At 33.3% G+C, this 19840-nt stretch carries 21 protein-coding genes and 2 tRNA genes; 11 read left to right on the forward strand and 12 right to left on the reverse strand.

Features of this window, described 5'->3' with window-relative positions:
- Window positions 1–50: 50 nt before the first annotated feature.
- Window positions 51–1187: a 2-amino-4-hydroxy-6-hydroxymethyldihydropteridine diphosphokinase gene (folK, locus tag K6T82_RS19195; protein WP_223709494.1), complete on the forward strand. Its 1137-nt coding sequence runs from the start codon at window positions 51–53 to the stop codon at window positions 1185–1187.
- Between the two features lie 201 nt (window positions 1188–1388).
- On the opposite strand, the gene K6T82_RS19200 is transcribed toward folK, so the two are convergent.
- The 3 genes from K6T82_RS19200 to K6T82_RS19210 all read right to left on the reverse strand — a co-directional run bounded on the left by K6T82_RS19200 (window position 1389) and on the right by K6T82_RS19210 (window position 4661).
- Complete coding sequence (locus K6T82_RS19200; RefSeq protein ID WP_223709527.1) at window positions 1389–3575, reverse strand: Ig-like domain-containing protein; 2187 nt, start codon at window positions 3573–3575, stop codon at window positions 1389–1391.
- A 42-nt stretch (window positions 3576–3617) separates the two neighbouring features.
- Window positions 3618–4154 carry an RNA methyltransferase gene (locus K6T82_RS19205; protein WP_223709530.1) on the reverse strand — a complete coding sequence of 179 codons (537 nt, stop codon included), beginning with the start codon at window positions 4152–4154 and terminating at the stop codon, window positions 3618–3620.
- Window positions 4155–4229: 75 nt separating this feature from the next.
- Window positions 4230–4661 (reverse strand): DUF1573 domain-containing protein, encoded by a 432-nt coding sequence (locus K6T82_RS19210; RefSeq protein WP_223709533.1) that lies wholly within the window; start codon window positions 4659–4661, stop codon window positions 4230–4232.
- Window positions 4662–4819: 158 nt separating this feature from the next.
- On the opposite strand from K6T82_RS19210, the gene mutS reads away from it, so the two are divergent.
- The 4 genes from mutS to K6T82_RS19230 all read left to right on the forward strand — a co-directional run bounded on the left by mutS (window position 4820) and on the right by K6T82_RS19230 (window position 8263).
- Window positions 4820–7426 (forward strand): DNA mismatch repair protein MutS, encoded by a 2607-nt coding sequence (gene mutS, locus K6T82_RS19215; RefSeq protein WP_223709535.1) that lies wholly within the window; start codon window positions 4820–4822, stop codon window positions 7424–7426.
- 163 nt (window positions 7427–7589) lie between these two features.
- Window positions 7590–7662 (forward strand) — tRNA-Gly (locus tag K6T82_RS19220).
- A gap of 14 nt (window positions 7663–7676) precedes the next feature.
- Window positions 7677–7762: transfer RNA gene (locus tag K6T82_RS19225), tRNA-Leu, on the forward strand.
- Between the two features lie 117 nt (window positions 7763–7879).
- Window positions 7880–8263: a DUF1508 domain-containing protein gene (locus K6T82_RS19230; protein ID WP_223709538.1), complete on the forward strand. Its 384-nt coding sequence runs from the start codon at window positions 7880–7882 to the stop codon at window positions 8261–8263.
- A gap of 119 nt (window positions 8264–8382) precedes the next feature.
- Here the strand turns inward: K6T82_RS19230 and K6T82_RS19235 are convergent, their stop codons facing one another.
- Both K6T82_RS19235 and K6T82_RS19240 read right to left on the reverse strand, forming a co-directional pair.
- The gene (locus K6T82_RS19235) at window positions 8383–8598 is read right to left on the reverse strand and encodes a PG1828 family lipoprotein (RefSeq protein WP_091492463.1); all 216 of its coding nucleotides are present in this window, start codon (window positions 8596–8598) and stop codon (window positions 8383–8385) included.
- A gap of 348 nt (window positions 8599–8946) precedes the next feature.
- Complete coding sequence (locus tag K6T82_RS19240) at window positions 8947–10176, reverse strand: 3-deoxy-D-manno-octulosonic acid transferase (protein ID WP_223709541.1); 1230 nt, start codon at window positions 10174–10176, stop codon at window positions 8947–8949.
- Between the two features lie 134 nt (window positions 10177–10310).
- On the opposite strand from K6T82_RS19240, the gene K6T82_RS19245 reads away from it, so the two are divergent.
- From K6T82_RS19245 to K6T82_RS19265, 5 genes are all read left to right on the forward strand, one after another.
- Entirely contained in the window at window positions 10311–11441 is a 1131-nt protein-coding gene (locus tag K6T82_RS19245; RefSeq protein WP_223709543.1) for a DegT/DnrJ/EryC1/StrS family aminotransferase, read from the forward strand.
- Window positions 11442–11487: 46 nt separating this feature from the next.
- Window positions 11488–12504, forward strand: a complete 1017-nt coding sequence (gene galE / locus K6T82_RS19250) for a UDP-glucose 4-epimerase GalE (protein ID WP_223709545.1) — start codon at window positions 11488–11490, stop codon at window positions 12502–12504.
- An 83-nt stretch (window positions 12505–12587) separates the two neighbouring features.
- Entirely contained in the window at window positions 12588–13499 is a 912-nt protein-coding gene (locus tag K6T82_RS19255) for a DMT family transporter (RefSeq protein WP_223709547.1), read from the forward strand.
- A 55-nt stretch (window positions 13500–13554) separates the two neighbouring features.
- A complete protein-coding gene (locus K6T82_RS19260; protein ID WP_223709550.1) occupies window positions 13555–13749 on the forward strand; it encodes a hypothetical protein in 195 nt (64 codons plus the stop codon).
- On the forward strand, window positions 13734–14060 hold the full coding sequence (locus K6T82_RS19265; protein ID WP_223709564.1) for a hypothetical protein: 327 nt from the start codon (window positions 13734–13736) through the stop codon (window positions 14058–14060). Before K6T82_RS19260 ends, K6T82_RS19265 begins: the two co-directional genes overlap by 16 nt.
- 91 nt (window positions 14061–14151) lie before the next feature.
- Here K6T82_RS19265 and fabD read toward each other — a convergent pair whose 3' ends face one another.
- Together fabD and K6T82_RS19275 are read right to left on the reverse strand one after the other, a co-directional pair.
- Window positions 14152–15024 carry an ACP S-malonyltransferase gene (gene fabD / locus K6T82_RS19270; protein WP_223709566.1) on the reverse strand — a complete coding sequence of 291 codons (873 nt, stop codon included), beginning with the start codon at window positions 15022–15024 and terminating at the stop codon, window positions 14152–14154.
- Between the two features lie 72 nt (window positions 15025–15096).
- Window positions 15097–15459, reverse strand: a complete 363-nt coding sequence (locus tag K6T82_RS19275; protein WP_223709569.1) for a DUF983 domain-containing protein — start codon at window positions 15457–15459, stop codon at window positions 15097–15099.
- Window positions 15460–15637: 178 nt separating this feature from the next.
- Here K6T82_RS19275 and K6T82_RS19280 point away from each other — a divergent pair, with 178 nt between their 5' ends.
- A complete protein-coding gene (locus K6T82_RS19280; protein WP_223709571.1) occupies window positions 15638–16501 on the forward strand; it encodes a helix-turn-helix domain-containing protein in 864 nt (287 codons plus the stop codon).
- Between the two features lie 194 nt (window positions 16502–16695).
- On the opposite strand, the gene K6T82_RS19285 is transcribed toward K6T82_RS19280, so the two are convergent.
- From K6T82_RS19285 to K6T82_RS19305, 5 genes are all read right to left on the reverse strand, one after another.
- Window positions 16696–17229 (reverse strand): YceI family protein, encoded by a 534-nt coding sequence (locus K6T82_RS19285; RefSeq protein WP_223709573.1) that lies wholly within the window; start codon window positions 17227–17229, stop codon window positions 16696–16698.
- Window positions 17230–17417: 188 nt separating this feature from the next.
- Window positions 17418–17642: a (4Fe-4S)-binding protein gene (locus tag K6T82_RS19290; RefSeq protein WP_223709575.1), complete on the reverse strand. Its 225-nt coding sequence runs from the start codon at window positions 17640–17642 to the stop codon at window positions 17418–17420.
- A 183-nt stretch (window positions 17643–17825) separates the two neighbouring features.
- Window positions 17826–18542 (reverse strand): pirin family protein, encoded by a 717-nt coding sequence (locus tag K6T82_RS19295; RefSeq protein WP_223709577.1) that lies wholly within the window; start codon window positions 18540–18542, stop codon window positions 17826–17828.
- Between the two features lie 484 nt (window positions 18543–19026).
- Window positions 19027–19434 (reverse strand): DMP19 family protein, encoded by a 408-nt coding sequence (locus tag K6T82_RS19300; protein WP_223709579.1) that lies wholly within the window; start codon window positions 19432–19434, stop codon window positions 19027–19029.
- A 46-nt stretch (window positions 19435–19480) separates the two neighbouring features.
- Entirely contained in the window at window positions 19481–19834 is a 354-nt protein-coding gene (locus K6T82_RS19305; RefSeq protein WP_223709586.1) for a hypothetical protein, read from the reverse strand.
- Window positions 19835–19840: the final 6 nt, after the last annotated feature.

The following is a 19840-nucleotide window of genomic DNA, read 5'->3' on the forward strand; positions in this document are numbered from 1 at the left end:
ACAAATATATTGGTTAATTCTAAAATAGTTTTAGTTAATTTGCATTAATTATGAAATTACAGCATCAAGTCGTTTTATCGATAGGCAGCAACCAAGGCAGCAGACTAGAAAACATTCAAAATTGTATTGATTTAATACACCAAAATGTGGGGACTGTTATTGAGGTTTCAAAACTTTATGAAACTCCGGCATGGGGGTTTGAAAGTGATGCTTTTTATAATTGTGCGCTTCTTTTGCATACTACTTCATCTGCACAGAAAATACTCAATCAGGTTTTAAAGGTCGAAAAAGAATTAGGAAGAATTCGTTTGAATCAAGAAGGATATCAATCTAGAATTATTGATGTTGATTTGATTGCTTTTGATGATCAAATTATAGATTCGGAAAAACTTAAAATTCCGCATCCGTTAATGCAGAACAGGAATTTTGTTTTGTTACCAATGAGAGATTTAAAACTCAATTGGAAGCATCCGATTTTGAATAAAACAATTTCTGAATTGATTGCTCTTACCTCTGATGAAAGTGTTTGTACCGTTGTTCAGGATTTGAAAAATCCACTAAGTGAAATTCCGTTAAATCAATTTAATTATATTGCTTTTGAAGGAAATATCGGTGCAGGAAAGACAACTTTAGTACATAAAATTGCAGAAGATTTTAATGCCAAAACGATTTTAGAAAGATTTGCAGATAATCCGTTTTTGCCAAAATTTTATAAAGATCAAAACCGATATGCTTTTCCTTTGGAAATGTCTTTTTTAGCCGATCGCTATCAGCAATTGGCAGATGATTTGGCACAATTTGATTTGTTTAAAGATTTTATCGTTGCCGATTATCATATTTTCAAATCTTTAATTTTTGCAAAAATAACTCTTGCAGAAGATGAATATCGTTTGTACCGAAATCTGTTTGATATTATCTACAAAGAAATGCCAAAGCCAGATCTGTATGTTTATTTGTATCAAAATACGGAACGCCTGCTGCAGAACATCAAAAAACGAGGGCGTGCTTACGAGCAGAATATTGAAGCTTCCTATTTAGAAAAAATCAATAACGGCTATTTAGAATATATAAAATCTCAAACAGATTTGAATGTTTTAATCATCGACGTTTCTGATCGCGATTTTGTGAAAAAACACGAAGACTACATTTTTATCTTAAATGAAATTCAGAAGAAGCTTATTAATTGAGATAATTAGATAATTAGTCAATTAGAAAATGTTTAGAGGTAGTATATAATTATCTAATTGACTCATTTTTATCTTAAATGAAATTCAGAAGAAGCTTTATTAATTGAGATAATTAGAAAATTAGTTAATTAGAAAATGTTTAGAGGCGAGTATAATTATCTAATTGACTCATTTTCTCATTATCAAATTACCTAATTAGAATTATCTTTTTAAGGTAAAATGACCTCTTAAAATAGGCATAGTATCATCTACTTTTAAAGCGTACCAATAATCAGAAGAAGGCAATGGAATTTGATTGAAATTACCATCCCAGCTCATTTTAAATCTGCTTAATTGCGCTACGAGTTTTCCGTATCTATCAAAAATAGTTACTTCGGCTTGTGGGTAATTTTCCATTCCTGTTACTTCCCAAACATCATTGAAAGTATCGTTGTTTGGAGTGAAGAAAGGAGGGAAAACAAGTACAACAAATTGTTTTGTATGTTCTCCACATCCACTTTTTTCTCTTATATAAGCTGTTTGTAATCCACCAGGTACATCATAAAATATGTTGGAGTTTTGATAGTTTATACCGTCTACAGAATATTCAAAATAGTCTTCAGCTTTTACGGGATAAATAATGGCTCTCGTTCCTTCAACATCTATACGGTCAATTTGCGGTATTTTATGTTCTTCAACTACAATAGTTTTTCTACTGGTACAGCTTTCAGGAGCAGGACTTGTAACATCAACGGTGTAAGTTCCTCCAGCATTGACACTAGTGGTTTGTGTTGTTGCACCATTAGACCATAAATAATTCATTCCAGAAATTCCTGCATCTAATGTTATGGTTTCAAATTGACATAAAGGCAAAGTTTCGTCAGTAACTGCAGGTGGCGTATAAATTATAATGTTAACAGCAATTCGATTTGGATTGATACATCCATTATTTGAAGCTTCTGCGTAATAAGTGGTGTTGGATGAAATAGAAGGAGTTGAAAAATTGGCTCCAGTATAAACGCTTGTTCCTCCAGTTGATGTAAGAAACCAATTTATTACACCAACATTTGAAGAAGCTTCAAGTGTTAACGATCCAGTACCGCATCTCGATACATTTGTGTTACTCGCAGTTGGATTGTTTGGTGTCTGATTTACTGTAGCAACAACAGGCTTACGATTTGTTTCGCAGCCGGCGTCGACGTAATAAGTTGTCGTTGTTGTAATAGTTGGGGTAGTATAAGTACCGCCGGTTCCTAATAAATTTCCTCCAGTTGCTGCATCGTACCAGCTAATGGTCGCTCCTGTAGTTGCAGTTGCGGTAAATGTAAAACTCCCGGAATCACACTGGGGATTAGGATTTGCAGACGGCGTAGCGACAGGAATTGTAATTTTTGTACTTGCAGCAATTTGAAGAGGAGTTTCTCCAGGCATTCCTCCATATTCTACCACATATCCTTTTGGCTGGTAATCGCCAGAGGTAGATCCTGAATTAGATAAATCGTTCCAAGAACCTCTTATTCCAACACCAGGTTGCGTAATATGTGCATAATCTTCATCGCCTGCTTGATTAGGTTCTCCTGTGTTCCAAAAAGCGAAGTTTGGAGTAGAGCCATTTGCATTTCCATTCCAGAAAATAGTTCCAGCTTCTGGACCGGTAACCCATTTCCAAACACCTTCCGTTTCTGAATCACTTCCGCCTATCCATCCGGTTCCTGAAGCTTGTTCTCCAATTAATTTCGCTTCATCAGCAGATAAAATAGTAGCTAAGTAACCTTGAAGCCCGTAATAATTACGTGTAGCCGCTGCATCTCTTGCTGCAGTCCAAGTAATACCAATACTTGGAACATACTCGTAATAGTGTTGTGTAGAAGGTAAATAGTTTGCTTTTCCCATTGTTATGGAAAATGTTCTAATTCCCGAGGCTGTTACAGAAGAATTTGTGAAAACTACGTCTTTCACAGCAGCAACTAATTCAGAATATAAAACAGCATTTCCTGTTAGGCCAGACAATGTTAATTTTCCTGCTATTGCGTCCCAGCTTGTAATAATATTTGGATGCGATACAGAGTTTGAAAGATCTAGTCGGTCAAAACCGCTTGAATAACCTGACGAAATCTGAATGTAAATTGCTTCAGTTCCTGTTTCGGCTGGATCGTTGGTAATTGTAAAGTCTGTTACAATATTAATAGATGTCAGTGGGCAGTAAAGCTGATCTCCTTGCGCACTAAGTTTTGGAGGATCAATTATAAAATTGGATTTCTTTTGTTTTTTTGCTTTTTTACCTATAATGGGTTTTGGGATGTCTGCATTCTTTTTGTTAAAAGTTTTTGTATTTTCAATTGCATTAGAAAAATTAAAACTTAAAACAGAGAATAAGGTGAAAATAATTAGTAAATTGATATTTCTCATTTGTTAAAAATATCAATTTATTAAGAATAAAAAAATAAAATTTTATTTAGGCCAATTTATTTTTTGAAACAGATCCCAAACTACAATTCCTGCGCTTACAGAAATGTTTAGAGAGTGTTTTGTTCCCAACTGTGGAATTTCAATACAACCATCACAAATTGCAACAGCTTCTTGAGAAACACCAAAAACTTCATTACCAAAAACCAAAGCATATTTTTGGTCTTTTTCAATTTTAAAATCTTGAAGAAAAACAGCACTTTCAACTTGTTCAATTGCCATGGTAAGTACGTTTTCTTTCTTTAAATTTTCAATAACTTCCAAAACATTCTCATGGTGTTCCCATGCAACAGTTTCAGTTGCACCAAGAGCGGTTTTGTGGATTTCTTTGTTTGGGGGAGTTGCAGTAATACCACATAAAATTATCTTTTCAATCAAAAACGCATCTGCAGTTCTAAAAACAGAGCCAATATTGTGAAGGCTTCTAATATCATCCAAAACTAATATTAAAGGTGTTTTTTCCGATTTTTTAAAATCTTCAATTGATTTACGGTCTAGTTCGCTGTTTTCGAGTTTTCTCATTGTTTTTGAATTGTAGTCATAAAAAAAGCTTCCAAAGATAAGGAAGCTTTTTGATTATTTTAAATGTTTTTCAGATTAGCTTTTAACTGGATCTGGTAAAACAGTACCTTTAATAGTAAGGATTTTTGTTGGTTGTCCTTCTGCGTTAGAAGTTACAGTTACAGTTTTAGTAAAAGCACCAACTCTGTCAGTAGCATATTTTACACCGATAACACCTTTAGCTCCTGGAGCGATTGGCTCTTTTGGAGTAGTTGGAACAGTACATCCGCAAGATCCTTGAGTGTTAGTAATGATTAATGGTTTTGTTCCGTTGTTAACAAAAACAAATTCACGTTTTCCATCAGCATTGTGAGCGATAGTTCCGTAATCAATAGTTTCAGTTTCAAAAGCCATTCCAGCTCCTTCAACTTTTGCAACTTTAGTAGCTTTAGCTTTTTTAGTTGTCTGCGCGTTAGTAGCCGTAATACCAGCTACAGCTAACATAGCGAATAAAATTATTTTTTTCATCTTTAAGGGTCTTTTTTTAAATGATAAACAAAGCTATGTAAAATTCTTAAACCACAACCTAAAAATATCTTAAAATATTTTAATTTTTGAAGCTTTCGATATGCCACTAAAAAATCATAAATTCGCTGTCTTAATTTTTCATTTAAAACTATTATAATTTGGCAGCTAAAGAGAAAGTGGTGAAAGAAACACCTTTAATGAAACAGTACAACGAAATCAAGGCTAAATATCCTGATGCATGTCTGCTTTTCAGAGTAGGAGATTTTTATGAAACCTTTGGGGAAGACGCCATTAGAGCTTCTAAAATTTTAGGTATAACTTTAACTAAGAGAGGGGCAGGGTCTGATACCGAAACGGCATTGGCCGGGTTTCCACATCATTCTGTAAATACTTATTTGCCAAAATTGGTAAAAGCCGGACTTCGAGTAGCGATCTGTGATCAGCTAGAAGATCCAAAAATGACTAAAACAATCGTAAAAAGAGGTGTGACGGAGCTTGTAACTCCTGGAGTTTCTTTGAATGATGAAGTTTTGCAGTCAAAATCAAATAACTTCTTAGCATCGGTTTATTTTGCTAATAAAAATATCGGAATATCATTTTTGGATGTTTCTACAGGTGAGTTTTTAACAGCTCAGGGAAATGCGGAATACATTGATAAATTATTGCAGAACTTTAACCCAAGTGAGGTTTTGGTTCCAAAGAATAATAAAAGTGATTTTAAGAATGCTTTTGGAGAAGATTTTCATAGTTTTTACTTAGAAGATTGGATTTACAAAGAAGATTATGCTTTAGAAACTTTAACGAAGCATTTTCAAACCAATTCTTTAAAAGGATTTGGTGTTGAAGAATTAAAAGAAGGAATTATTGCTTCTGGTGCGATTCTGTATTATCTATCAGAAACACAGCATAATCGTGTGCAGCATATTACGGCGATTCAGCGTATTGCAGAAGATGCTTATGTCTGGATGGATCGTTTTACAATTCGAAACTTAGAATTATATCACAGCTATAATCCAAATGCTGTGACGCTTTTGGATATTATTGATAAAACGCTTTCTCCAATGGGAGGACGTTTGTTGAAACGTTGGTTGGCATTGCCTTTAAAGGATGCTAACAGAATAAAAGGACGTCATGAAGTTGTGTCGTATTTAAAATCAAATCCTGAAATTCTGCATAACATTCAATATCAGATTAAGCAGATTTCAGATTTAGAGCGTTTGATTTCTAAAATTGCAGCTGGGAAAGTTTCGCCTAGAGAAATTGTTTATTTAAAAGAATCTTTAGATGCTATTATTCCGATAAAAACATTGGCGCTCGATAGTCCGCAGGAAGCTGTGAAAGTGATTGGAGATAGTTTGCATGCTTGTGATTTGCTTCGCGAAAAAATCAAAAACACCTTAAATCAAGATGCACCGGTTGCGATTTCAAAAGGAAATGCAATAGCAGCAGGAGTAAATGAAGAACTGGATGAACTCCGTGCAATATCTACTTCTGGGAAAGAATTTTTAGAAGGAATTGAAAAAAGAGAATCGGAGAGAACGGGAATTTCATCGTTGAAAATTTCTTTTAATAATGTTTTTGGATATTATATTGAGGTAAGAAATACACACAAAGATAAAGTTCCAGAAGAATGGATTCGTAAACAAACTTTGGTGAATGCAGAGCGTTATATTACCGAAGAACTAAAAGAATACGAAACCAAAATTTTAGGTGCAGAAGAAAAGATCTATAAAATAGAAAGTGAACTTTTCGAACAATTAGTAGCGTGGATCGGAACTTATATCAAGCCAGTTCAGATGAATGCCTATTTAATCGCGCAATTGGATTGTTTGTGTTCGTTTACTCAAATGGCTGTTGAAAACCAATATGTATGTCCGGAAATCGACGATACATTCGAATTGGATATTAAAAACGGAAGGCACCCTGTAATAGAAAAACAATTGCCTGTTGGAACTCCATATATAGCAAATGATGTTTTCTTGGACAGAGAAACGCAGCAAATTATTATGATTACTGGACCTAACATGTCGGGTAAATCTGCAATTTTAAGGCAAACTGCTTTGGTGGTTCTCTTGGCTCAAATGGGAAGTTTTGTTCCTGCTGATAGTGTTAGAATGGGAATTGTAGATAAGATTTTTACCAGAGTAGGCGCTTCGGATAATATTTCAATGGGAGAATCTACTTTTATGGTTGAGATGAATGAAACGGCTTCGATCTTGAATAATATCTCAGATAGAAGTTTAGTCTTGTTGGATGAAATTGGAAGGGGAACAAGTACCTACGATGGAATCTCGATTGCTTGGGCAATTGCCGAATTTTTGCACGAACATCCTGGAAGAGCAAAAACACTTTTTGCAACGCATTATCATGAGTTGAATGAAATGACAGAATCGATGCCGAGAATCCAGAATTTCAATGTTGCGGTAAAAGAGCTTAAGGATACGGTTTTATTTGTTAGAAAGCTTGTAAAAGGGGGAAGTGCGCACAGTTTTGGAATTCACGTGGCTAAAATGGCGGGAATGCCACAATTGGTTATTTCAAAAGCACAGAAACTTTTAAAGAAATTGGAAAAAAATCATTCAAGCGACGCTTTAAACGGAATAAAGTCAGCAAACGATGAAATGCAGATGAGCTTCTTTAATTTGGATGATCCTTTACTGGAAGAGATAAAAGAAGAGATTCTGAATCTCGATATCAATGCAATTACACCAGTTGAAGCGCTGATGAAACTGAATGAGATCAAAAGAATGCTGGTTAAGAAATAAATTTTAAATAAATTTCAAATTTAAAGTTTGGGTTATCAGAATGTTATAAAATAAGTCGATTTTTTTTTGAAAAAACGCTTGTGTAATTGAATAAATGTCCTAAATTTGCACTCGCAATACGAAACAAATCAAGTGTTGCGAGTTCTTAATAAGATTTGAAAATGCGAAAATAGCTCAGTTGGTAGAGCGCGACCTTGCCAAGGTCGAGGTCGCGGGTTCGAGCCCCGTTTTTCGCTCAAAACCATATAATGCTCGGATGGTGAAATTGGTAGACACGCTGGACTTAAAATCCAGTGAACAGCAATGTTCGTGCGGGTTCAAGTCCCGCTCTGAGTACTAAAGCCTCTTCTTTTGAAGAGGCTTTTTTTATTCTGTAAACTTGCAGATGATAAATTTACGAAGTAAATTTATTAGAGAATCTAAAATCAACAATCTAAAATTTAAAATTTGTAAATGGGTGCTTTTGTAATTAGCAAGCGATTTAATGATGAATATAAATTTACTTTTACTTCGCGAAAGGGGAAAGTTATTTTTACGAGTTTAAGTTACGAGTTGAGGTTTGAGTGTGAAGAGGATATTGAGAAGTTTAAAGCGAATATTGATCTTGCGAAGTTTTTGAAATTTAAAGGTTCTGGAGGAAAATATTTCTTTAAATTGATGTTGGGGGAGGTGCACTTTGCAACGAGTCGAAAATATAGCACGGAATTGCTTTTGCAGAAAGGGATAAAAGAAATTGTAACGTATTCTTCTAGGTCTGAAATTTTGGATTTTTCTTCGAGCGAATCAATTTTTGGAGATGAAGAATCTGAAGAAGAGTTGGAGGAGGTTGCGGAATAAAAAAAAGCGTTTGTGAATTACAAACGCTTTTTTTATTAAGTGAATTAATTTGTGAAAATTAATCACAAAAAAAAACCATCTCTAAGATGGTTTTAAAATCGTTAGAACTTAGGTTCTAATTATTTTTTTACTTCTTCTACTTTAGCAGCAGCTGAATCAACTTTAGCAGCAGCAGAATCAACAGTTGCAGCAGCTGAATCAACAACAGCAGCAGCTGAATCAACAGTTACAGCAGTAGAATCTACAGCAGCTTCTGTAGCAGCAGCGTCAGCTTTTTTACAAGATACAACAGTTAAAACAGCAACAACAGCTAAACTTAAAAATACTTTTTTCATCTTACTTTATTATAAAAGGTTAATTATTAATTCGTGGCAAAGATATAAATTTTTTAATATGTAAAATATTTTTTCACTTTTTTTTTAAAATATTTTCCTTACTCACGATTATCTTAGTTATCAAATAATATGCCAAATTAGGAAAAATAGTTTGTATTGTTGTATGTTTTGTCAAATTTATTTTTTGTTGAAAATTCTATTGCTATTTTGGCTTTTCAATTCGGTTTGTTGTGGTTTATTTTGTTTTTTGATGATTATTGTAGAGTGTTCAATAGAACTAAATTATATTTTTATCGGTTTAATTATCATAAAAAAGTTGATAATCGATTGATGTTTTATACGAAATTGTTAAAAAATATTGTTTAGAATGGTTTCAGTTGCCCCTTTATTGTTTTGAATGAACATTTTGCAAATTTCACTTTTTTCTCTAAAAAACAAATTATCAGTCAATAAGCGGTCAAAAATACTTTTCAATTCGGCGTTATTAGAAATAACGGTACAACCTTTTAATTCTACAAGCGCAACTGCCTCCGCAAAATTGGAATAATTTGGGCCAATTACAATCGGAATTCCAAACGTTGCGGGTTCTAAGATATTATGAATGCCTGGATTTCCAAATCCACCTCCCACATAAGCAATAGTTCCGTAACTGTATATTTTGGTTAAAATTCCAACGGTATCAATTATGAAGATATTATAAGTCGATAGATCTTTGTTTTCTTTTTCTGAAAAAAGAATTGTTGATTTGGTAATTTGCGATTTGAGATTCGAAATCTGGTCAGTTTTAATATTGTGAGGGGCAATAATGAATTTAACATTGTCTGGTGCTTGGTTGATATAAGTTGCAATCAAGGCTTCATCTTTTGGCCATGAACTACCAATTATAATGGTTGGCTGATTGTTTTTGAAGTTTTCGACGTAATCAAGGGAGTTGTCTCTTTCTAGAATTGCTGCAACCCTGTCGAAACGCGTGTCGCCTGAAACCACTACGTTTTTGTATCCAATACTTTCTATTTTTTGTTTTGAACTTTCATTCTGAACAAAAAAATAAGTAAAAGCTTTCAGAGCATTTCTATAAAATCCGCCGTACCATTTAAAAAACATTTGACTGTCTCTAAAAATGCCTGAAATTAAATAAGTTGGTGTCTTGCTTTTTTCTAGTTCTTTTAAATAGTTTAACCAAAATTCATATTTAATGAAAAAGGCAAATTCAGGATGAACTAATTTTAAAAATCTTTTTGCATTGCTTTTTGTGTCTAAAGGAAGATAAATTGTAACATCGGCAACTGTGTTGTTTTTACGCACTTCATATCCAGAAGGGGAAAAAAAGGATACAATAATTTTATGTGTGGGATATTTTTCTTTGATTTTTTCTATAACAGGGAGTCCTTGTTCGTATTCTCCCAATGAAGCGGAGTGAAACCAGATAGTCTTGTCGTTTGTCTTTATTTTTTCTTCTAAAATGGAAAAAACATTTTTTCGTCCTTCAATAAAAAGTTTAATTTTCGGACTAAATAGCGCTATGATTCTTAAGAAAAATCCTGCGATGTATAAGGTTAGATTATAGAAAAAAAGCATGTAATAATTTTTGTTGCTAAATTACATTTCTTTCGACTATTTTCATTGGTTTGAAGCTATTAATAACTATTTTTGTTCCTCCTTTTAAAGATTTCTGTATGAAAACGGTGTCTTTAATTTAAATAAAATCAAAAATGAAAAAAATACAAATGGTTGACTTAAAAAGTCAATACGAAAAAATAAAATCTACTGTAGACGCTTCAATTCAGGAAGTTCTTGATACGAATACTTATATTAACGGACCTTTAGTTCATCAGTTTCAAAAAAATCTTGAAGATTATTTGGGAGTAAAACACGTTATTCCTTGTGCAAATGGAACAGATGCTTTGCAAATCGCAATGATGGGGTTAGATCTTAAGCCTGGCGACGAGGTAATCACTGCCGATTTTACATTTGCTGCAACAGTTGAGGTTATTGCCTTACTGCAATTGACTCCAGTTTTAGTAGATGTTGATTTGCACAATATGAACATTGATATCGATGCTCTTAAAAAAGCAATCACGCCAAAAACAAAAGCAATCGTTCCGGTACACTTATTTGGACGTGCTGCCAATATGGATGCGATTATGGAAATTGCAGCTCAATACAATTTATATGTAATTGAAGATAATGCGCAGGCAATTGGTGCAGATTATATTTCTAAATCAGGTTCAAAAACTAAAGTTGGAACAATTGGTCACGTTGCAGCAACTTCATTCTTTCCGTCTAAAAACCTAGGATGTTACGGAGACGGTGGAGCAATTTTTACAAATGATGATAAATTGGCGCATGTTATTCGCGGAATTGTAAACCACGGAATGTATGAGCGTTACCACCATGATGTTGTAGGGGTTAATTCTCGTTTAGATAGTATTCAAGCAGGAGTTTTAAATGCAAAATTACCGTTATTAGATGAGTATAATCAAGCACGTCGTTTAGCAGCAACAAAATATAATGCAGCTTTTGCAGGAAATGCAAAAATCATTACTCCTGATTTTGACGCAAACCAAAACGATCACGTTTTTCATCAATATGTATTAAGAATTGTTGATGCAGACAGAAATGCTTTAATGCAGCATTTATTGGATAAAGGAATTCCATGTGCGATTTATTATCCAATTCCTTTGCACTCTCAAAAAGCGTATTTAGATCCTCGTTATAAAGAAGAGCAATTCCCTGTGACAAATCAATTGGTTCAGGAAGTAATTGCTTTGCCAATGCATACAGAATTGGACGACGAGCAAATTAAATTTATTACTGACAGCGTAATTGAATTTTTAAAATAAAAACAAGCTTAATTATTAGCCGAAAATAACCGCAAAAAACCACAAAATGAAAGTATTAGTAACAGGAGGATTAGGATTTATTGGTTCTCACACCGTAGTCGAATTACAAAATGAAGGCTTTGAAGTTGTGATTATTGATAATCTTTCAAACTCTTCAGAAGATGTTTTAAAAGGAATCTCAGCCATTACAGGAAAAACTCCTTTATTTGAAAAATTAGATTTAAGAGAAAAAAGTGCCGTTCAGGATTTCTTTAAAAAACATAATGATGTTACGGGAGTAATTCATTTTGCCGCTTCAAAAGCAGTTGGTGAAAGTGTTGAACAGCCTTTGTTGTATTATGAAAACAACATTGGCAGTTTGGTTTATCTTTTGCAAGAATTACAACAAAAACCTGAAGCTAGTTTTATTTTCAGCTCGTCTTGTACGGTTTACGGTCAAGCCGAAAAAATGCCAATTACAGAAGATGCTCCAGTTCAAGCAGCAATGTCTCCTTACGGAAATACAAAACAAATAGGCGAAGAAATTATTACAGATACAGCTAAAGTGACGAATATCAGCGCTATTTTATTGCGTTATTTTAATCCAATTGGAGCACACGAATCAGTTCAGATTGGAGAATTGCCTTTAGGTGTTCCTCAAAATTTGGTTCCGTTTATTACACAAACAGGAATGGGATTACGTCAAGAATTGTCTGTTTTTGGAAATGATTACCCAACGCCGGACGGAACGGCTGTTCGTGATTATATTCACGTTGTCGATTTGGCAAAAGCCCACGTAATTGCTTTACAACGATTATTGAGCAAAAAGAACTTATCAAAAGTTGAAACTTTCAATTTAGGAACAGGAAAAGGAAGTTCTGTTCTGGAAGTCATTAATAGTTTTGAAAAAGTCAGCGATAAAAAATTGCCATACGTCATTAAACCACGTCGCGAAGGCGATATTACGGAAGCTTATGCAAATACAGATAAGGCAAATAATGTCTTAGGATGGAAGGCTGAACTAAGTTTAGATGAAGCGATGGCAAGTGCTTGGAAATGGGAACAAAAAGTGAGGAGTAAATAATACTGCACTTTTAAAATTATAAAATTTTATGATCCCAAATTATAGCAATATAATTTGGGATTTTTTTTAGCTGATTGATTATCATGAAACAAAGTTTAGATTATAAATTAATATTTGCCTTAGCAGCTGTTGGAATTATCTGGGGCACAACATTTTTAGGAATCAGGGTTGCGGTTGAAACGATTCCGCCTTGGTTTGTAACTTCTATCCGTCAGGGATTGGCAGGAATGATCATGATGATTATTTTATTGTTCAAAAAAGAATTGAAATGGATTGGCTGGGAAAATTTAAAACATCAGCTTGTACCTTCTATTTTGATGATTGTAGTAGCAAATGGTTTTACAACCGTTGCTGAACAAACGGTGCCAAGCGGACTCGCTTCGGTAATCAGTGCAATGGCTCCGATACTTATTTTTCTGGGCAGTATTTTAGTAAAATTGCAAAAACCAAGTTTAAAAGGATTTGTTGGAGTTATAATAGGGTTTTCTGGAGTCGTTTTTATATTTAAAGATGGACTAGCCTCTTTTCTGGATGCCGATTACAGAATCGGAATGATGTTTATGGGATTTGCGATTACTGCCTGGGCAGGAGGGACAATTTATACCAAAATTCATGGAAATAAATCTAAGAATATAATTCTGAATTTATTTTACCAGTTTACAATGGCTTCCTGTATTCAGATTGTTTTGGCGTTTATTTTTTCGCCTACAATTGATGTGGATTTATGGAGCACAAAAAGTATTTTAGCAGCATTGTATCTGTCTATTTTTGGATCTGTAATTGCTTTTTTTAGTTATAATTATGCCCTGAAACACGTTACGCCAGTTCAAGTTTCTATTTTAGCGTACATTAATACCATAATTGCCGTATTTTTTGGTTGGCTCATTTTGGATGAAAAAATTACGATTGATTTTATAATTGCGACATTCCTGATTATTTTGGGAGTTTTTATTATTAATTATAAAAAGAAGGAAAAGCCAGCTTTGCAAAAATGAGCAATTTTGGTTTGATTTATTTTGTAAATTTGTAAGAATAAAAAATGTAGGAATTATGAGTAAGGGTGAAGAAAATAAAAAGATCAATAAGGTTGAAGAACCTGCAACAGAATATGAAATTCAAAAACCAAGGCGACAAGGTATAGATCCCGAAACTTTTGATTTTGATGTGGAGTTTGCAAAAGGATTGACACCAGAAGAAGCAAAGGCTGAAACGAAAAGAAGAATTAGAGAATGGTGGGGAAAATAAAAGTTGTTTTTACACCATCAGTAATAAGTTATCTTGAAGATTTGGTTTTGATATTATATAAAAAAAGATATTTTGGTTTTATAGAATCAGCAGATGAATATGTCGATAATATTTATGATGCAGCTTCCGAAAGAATAAAAAGATGCCCTCACAAGAAAACGCCAATGTCACTTCGTTATTTAGGTTCAAATTATATTTTCTATAAAGCTAATTCAAGAACAACTTGGTATATGTTTTTTGAAGAGAGAAATCAAAATTATCTGATTACCGGAATTCTAAATAATTATAGTGAAGAAGCGAAAGATTTATAAAACAAAATCCTCATAAACCGATTAAAGTTGATGAGGATTTTTTTATATAGTGAATGACTGAAAACTGTCACTGAGACTGATCACTTAAAAATCAAGCATTAGCAGTAGCAGCTTCTTTATCGATTTTATTAATCAAACCAGCTAAAACTTTTCCAGGACCAACTTCAGTAAATAAAGTTGCGCCGTCAGCGATCATTTGCTGAACAGACTGAGTCCATTTTACAGGAGCAGTTAATTGAATGATTAAGTTCTTTTTAATTTCGTTTGCGTCAGAAACCGCATTTGCAGTAACGTTTTGGTATACTGGACAAATTGGAGTAGAGAATGTGGTAGCTTCAATTGCAGCTGCCAATTCTTCTCTTGCTGGTTCCATCATTGGCGAGTGAAAAGCACCACCAACAGGTAAAATTAAAGCACGTTTTGCTCCAGCAGCTTTCATTGCTTCACAAGCTTTTTCAACAGCAGTAGTTTCTCCAGAAATTACCAATTGACCTGGACAGTTATAGTTTGCAGCAACCACAACACCGTCGATCGAAGCACAAACTTCTTCCACAACATTATCAGCTAAACCTAAAACAGCAGCCATTGTAGATGGAGTGATTTCGCAAGCTTTTTGCATTGCTAAAGCACGTTGAGAAACCAATTTAAGACCATCTTCAAAAGATAAAGTTCCGTTTGCTACTAAAGCAGAGAATTCTCCTAAAGAGTGTCCTGCAACCATTTCCGGTTTGAAATCTTCTAAAGTTTTAGCTAAAATAACTGAGTGTAAAAATACAGCTGGCTGCGTTACTTTAGTTTCTTTTAGTTCTTCGGCAGTGCCTTCAAACATGATATCTGTAATTCTGAAACCTAATATTTCATTAGCTTTTTCGAATAATTCTTTGGCTAAAGCCGAATTTTCATAAAGGTCTTTACCCATTCCTGTGAATTGCGCGCCCTGACCCGGAAATACGTATGCTTTCATCTGTCTAATTTTATTTTTACTTTTTTTGAAATTGAAAAGTAGTTTCAATTGGACGGCAAAAATAATACTTTTTTAGCTTGTATAACCTTTAAACATATAAATCCATGCTAATCTTGAAAATCTAAGATTAAAAGGAGTCAGTAAAGTAATGACAACAGCAATAATTGGAAGGATTCTTAAATCGAAGTTGGTTTCGAAAAAATACTGAGAAATACAATACGTTGCAATTCCTTGAGCTACTGTTAATCCGTAGTTTACGTACATCGCTCCAAAGAAATAACCAGGTTCTTTTTGAAATTTATAATGACAATGACTGCAGTATTCATTCATTTTTGGAAAACTGAAATTGAAAAAAATGTTTTTGTCTGTAAAGACTTTTCCTTTATGACAAACAGGACATTCGTTGCTTAAGATATGAGTTAATGCGCTTGACATGATATTGTTAATTTTTGTTTATACAAAAGTAATTCAGAGGTTTGTAAAAGTCTTTTTTATATCTTCGCTTATTATAGCACAATAAAGACATTTTTGACTGAATTTTCAAAATCTAAATTCCAAATTTTAAATCGAGCAATGGTATTCTGTAATCAGAAAACAATAAATATTTTTGTGTATGAAAAGGTATCCCATTTATAGTGTTCAGAACTTTAGCTGTAACGACATTCACCGCGATTTTTATGTCAATACTTTTGCAGAACATTTAAAAAGTCACAGTTTTGTCGAAGAACCGCATCGACACGATTCGTATTTAATGGTCTTTTTTACGAAAGGTTCCGGATTGCATGAAGTTGATTTTGATCAATTCGAAATCAAAAGAGGAAGTCTTTTTGTGCTGCAGCCTGGACAAATGCATCATTGGAATTTATCTGAAGACATTGAAGGTTTTGTGATTATCTTTTCTCAGGAATTATACAATTTGTACTTCGGGCAAAAAAAGATCAACGATTATAATTTCTATCATTCCATTCACAACAGACCGGAAATGGTTTTTGAAGAAAATGAAATTCCAAAAATTCTTCCATATTTCGATTTGCTGATTCAGGAAAACGGTCAAAATAATAAATATCAACTAGATAAATTGCTGAACTTGTTAGACTGTATTCATATTGAAATTACTAGAAAATACAGCGAAACCTATTCGCATCAAGCGCATTCGTACAATATCAAAATCAACACATTCGAATCGCTTTTAGAAGAATATTTCAGAACCGAAAAACTTCCTTCATTTTATGCAGAAAAGCTAAATATCACACTAAAACATCTAAATAGAATCTGCAACGAAATCCTCCAAAAAACAGCAACAGAAGTAATTACCGATCGTGTTATTCTAGAAATCAAAAGAATGCTGATCGACAAGCAATTAGCCGTAAACGAAGTCGCCTTCAAAGTCGGCTACGAAGATTACTCGTATTTCTCCCGATTCTTCAAAAAACAAACCGGAATGTCACCCACAGAATTTAGAAATACTGTGCGTTGAGTTTTTTAAACCACAAATTACACAAATTTTCACAGATTTTAAATCCAAATAATCATCTTAATCTGTTGCAAAAACAGCGTTTTTTAAGAAAAAAAATTTGTGGAAATTTGTGTAATTTGTGGTTAAAAAAAAGCTCTGCACTAAAAGTACAGAGCTTTTAACCAACCAATTAAATCTAATCTAAAACCAAAAGATTAAGCTTGTTTTACGAATTGTAATTCAATGTTCAATTTTACTTCTTCGCCAACTAAAACTCCACCAGTTTCAAGAGCTGAGTTCCAGTTTAATCCCCAATCTTTACGATTGATTTTTCCTTCTATGCTTAAACCAACTTTAGTATTTCCCCAAGGATCAGTCAAGATTCCGCTGTATTCTACTGGAAAAGTTACTGATTTTGAAACTCCTTTAATGTTTAAATCTCCAGTTAATTCATAAGCTCCTTCATTGATTTTTTTGAAAGCAGAAGCTTTGAAAGTTAATTTTGGATGATTTTCAGCATCAAAAAAGTCAGCGCTTCTTAAGTGCCCGTCTCTGTCTACATTTGCAGTATCAATAGAAGCGATATCAGCAGAAAATTCGATAGCTGCATTTTCGAAGTTGTCTCCGTCTGTAGTAATTGTAGCATCGTAAGTTCCAAATTTTCCTGAAACATTAGTAAACATCATGTGTTTAACTTTAAAACCAATTTCTGAGTGAGTTGGGTCAATTGACCATTTTGTAGTTGCCATAATTTTATTTTTTTAAATAATTAATTTGTTTCATTTTGATAGGACAAAGTTACGGTGACAGTTATCCTGAAGCACTTAACCTAGATTAAGAAATAAAAAATGTGATAATTTTTGATTATCACATTTTTTAAAATTTTATGTGAACAAACCCGACAGGTTTTCAAAACCTGTCGGGTTTTTAATGAGGATTATTTATTCATATAAAATGTCAACGCACCAGACGGACATTTATTTACAGTCGAAATGATTTTCTCCGTTGTCGATTGTTCCGGCGTAATCCACGGTTTTTCTTTTGGGCGAAAAACATCTGGATTGTTTTTTACGCAATTAGCCGAATGGATGCATTTTCCAGATTGCCAGACAATAGTTACTTCTCCGTTTGTATATTCTTTAGTGAGGTTATTTGGATTCATGGTTTAAAATTTTAAGGATTAGTTTTAATTCTAAAGTCAGAACAAAGTCCTTATTTTCATAAAGTTAGTTTTTCTTATTTTGTTTTTTATCAATTAAAGGTTAAAAAAAAGAAACGATAATAATCTGATATTCAGAATTATTATCGTTTCAGCGTTACAGGTATTTAATTGTTTTTGTTTGAATTAATAATTCATAGGAACATCCATTAATAAAAATTCAGCATCTGTATTCGCTTTAATGTTTAAAGAATCAGTTCCCGAAATTCCAACCGCATCACGAGAGTTTAATTCCTGACCGTTGATGGTTACATTTCCTTTTAAAACGAAAGCATAAACTCCGTTTCCTTCTTTTTTGATTTTATATTCAGTAGAAATTCCAGCATCAAAATTCCCCATATTAAACCAAGCGTCTTGGTGAATCCAAACGCCTTCATCATCTGCATTTGGAGATAAAACTTGAGATAATTTATTGTGTCTGTCAGCAACATCTAAAGTAATTTGTTGGTAACGTGGTGTAACATTTCTCTTATTTGGAAACAACCAAATCTGCAATAATTTAGTCTGCTGATCAGCATTCGGATTAAATTCACTATGCTGAATTCCGGTTCCTGCACTCATCACCTGAATATCACCATTTTTGATAACTTCAGTATTTCCCATGCTGTCTTTATGAGCCAAATCACCTTCCAACGGAATCGTTATAATTTCCATATTATCGTGAGGGTGAGTTCCAAATCCCATTCCGGCAGCAATCGTATCATCGTTCAAAACACGAAGCGCTCCAAACTGAATTCTATCTGGATTATACCAGCTTGCAAAACTGAAGCTATGATAAGCGTTTAGCCATCCATGATTTGCGTTTCCTCTTGTGTCTGCTTTGTGCAATACTATATTTTCCATGATTTTGTCCTTTTGTTAATTTTATAGTACAAAGATACGGTCATAGTAAAGGAAAAGCACTTAATCTAGATTAAGTGCTTTGTTTTAGGAGCAAAGGCACAGAGTGACAAAGGTTCAAAGGTTTTTATCATGCAATTTGTCATCCTGACGAAAGAAGGATCGCACTAGTAACTCTACAAGGTGATTCATCAATCTTTGAAAAAATTTCATGATTTAATAGGATTGTCTAGTCGCCGCATTCTCAAATTATCTAATTGATTTTTTGAAGCAGAAATTTTGGTTTTCAAAAGATGTTTAGTCCTGCTATCCGCTATATCTTTTGTGGCGAACCCCGCCACAAAAGGATGCCGCTTCTATCAGGGCTAATAGAGCAGTTTTTGTTTTCAGAAGAAGTGTGGACAAAGTTAACCGCTCAGTTTGTCATTCCGAGGAACGAGGAATCTCCACAAGTAGCTCCGTAAAGATTGGCGGAGTTTATAATATTCTAGTTATGGGTCAGTTTGCCATCAGGATATTTATAAAATTCAAGATCTAATTGGTCAAGACTTGCATTTATTTTTTCATTATCAAGTTCTTCGACTTCTTGATTTTGTAATTTTTCAATTAAAATATTATTGGATAGTTTCTTCGGATTGATTAAAGAAATTGCATTCTCGAGAATTTTTGCAGTTTTAATTTTGCCATTTCTTTTTAAGGCTTTTAATGTTTCAAAACAATTTTTTCCACAATTAAAAAAATATTGATTAAATCCACCATTATTAACTTCCATTTCTAATTCTTCAATATCAGCAATTGGTTTGGAGTTTTTGTTTATTTCTTTACCAAATGAATTTTGACTGAAACAATTCAGAGATGTTATTAGAAGAAATAAAATAAATAGATTGATTTTCATTTAAAATTATAGTGCTTAATGTTTTTATAGTCTAGTGAAATATAAACTATTTTATCCTAATCAATTTCCCTTTTCCCGTCACTATATTTAGATAATTAGCATCATTCCTATCATGCATAAAAAACTCAATAGTATCCTTTTGAATTTGATCTTTCGGGATAGTTATAACTAAATCAATATTTATAAAATTATCCAATAGTATTGCATTCCCATAAGAAACCTTTCCTTTTGGCAAAAATTTGTTGTCAAAAGCAAAAACACTGTCCTTAAAAGTAATTTTATCTTTTAGGATATATTGATTTTCGTCTTCTATTAAATAATTATAACGACCATTAAGTTTCTCTGTTTTCTGACTGAAATTAATAGAAATCAGCGCTATTATTAAAGTGAAAAATTTCATGCTATT

The organism is Flavobacterium potami, assembly GCF_020026915.1.
Taxonomy (GTDB): Bacteria; Bacteroidota; Bacteroidia; order Flavobacteriales; family Flavobacteriaceae; genus Flavobacterium; species Flavobacterium potami.

Coding starts and splice junctions, on each gene's coding strand:
- folK (WP_223709494.1), top strand. CDS start 51: ATGAAATTACAGCATCAAGTCGTTTTATCGATAGGCAGCAACCAAGGC.
- K6T82_RS19200 (WP_223709527.1), bottom strand. CDS start 3,575: ATGAGAAATATCAATTTACTAATTATTTTCACCTTATTCTCTGTTTTA.
- K6T82_RS19205 (WP_223709530.1), bottom strand. CDS start 4,154: ATGAGAAAACTCGAAAACAGCGAACTAGACCGTAAATCAATTGAAGAT.
- K6T82_RS19210 (WP_223709533.1), bottom strand. CDS start 4,661: ATGAAAAAAATAATTTTATTCGCTATGTTAGCTGTAGCTGGTATTACG.
- K6T82_RS19230 (WP_223709538.1), top strand. CDS start 7,880: ATGGGTGCTTTTGTAATTAGCAAGCGATTTAATGATGAATATAAATTT.
- K6T82_RS19235 (WP_091492463.1), bottom strand. CDS start 8,598: ATGAAAAAAGTATTTTTAAGTTTAGCTGTTGTTGCTGTTTTAACTGTT.
- K6T82_RS19240 (WP_223709541.1), bottom strand. CDS start 10,176: ATGCTTTTTTTCTATAATCTAACCTTATACATCGCAGGATTTTTCTTA.
- K6T82_RS19245 (WP_223709543.1), top strand. CDS start 10,311: ATGAAAAAAATACAAATGGTTGACTTAAAAAGTCAATACGAAAAAATA.
- galE (WP_223709545.1), top strand. CDS start 11,488: ATGAAAGTATTAGTAACAGGAGGATTAGGATTTATTGGTTCTCACACC.
- K6T82_RS19255 (WP_223709547.1), top strand. CDS start 12,588: ATGAAACAAAGTTTAGATTATAAATTAATATTTGCCTTAGCAGCTGTT.
- K6T82_RS19260 (WP_223709550.1), top strand. CDS start 13,555: ATGAGTAAGGGTGAAGAAAATAAAAAGATCAATAAGGTTGAAGAACCT.
- K6T82_RS19265 (WP_223709564.1), top strand. CDS start 13,734: ATGGTGGGGAAAATAAAAGTTGTTTTTACACCATCAGTAATAAGTTAT.
- fabD (WP_223709566.1), bottom strand. CDS start 15,024: ATGAAAGCATACGTATTTCCGGGTCAGGGCGCGCAATTCACAGGAATG.
- K6T82_RS19275 (WP_223709569.1), bottom strand. CDS start 15,459: ATGTCAAGCGCATTAACTCATATCTTAAGCAACGAATGTCCTGTTTGT.
- K6T82_RS19280 (WP_223709571.1), top strand. CDS start 15,638: ATGAAAAGGTATCCCATTTATAGTGTTCAGAACTTTAGCTGTAACGAC.
- K6T82_RS19285 (WP_223709573.1), bottom strand. CDS start 17,229: ATGGCAACTACAAAATGGTCAATTGACCCAACTCACTCAGAAATTGGT.
- K6T82_RS19290 (WP_223709575.1), bottom strand. CDS start 17,642: ATGAATCCAAATAACCTCACTAAAGAATATACAAACGGAGAAGTAACT.
- K6T82_RS19295 (WP_223709577.1), bottom strand. CDS start 18,542: ATGGAAAATATAGTATTGCACAAAGCAGACACAAGAGGAAACGCAAAT.
- K6T82_RS19300 (WP_223709579.1), bottom strand. CDS start 19,434: ATGAAAATCAATCTATTTATTTTATTTCTTCTAATAACATCTCTGAAT.
- K6T82_RS19305 (WP_223709586.1), bottom strand. CDS start 19,834: ATGAAATTTTTCACTTTAATAATAGCGCTGATTTCTATTAATTTCAGT.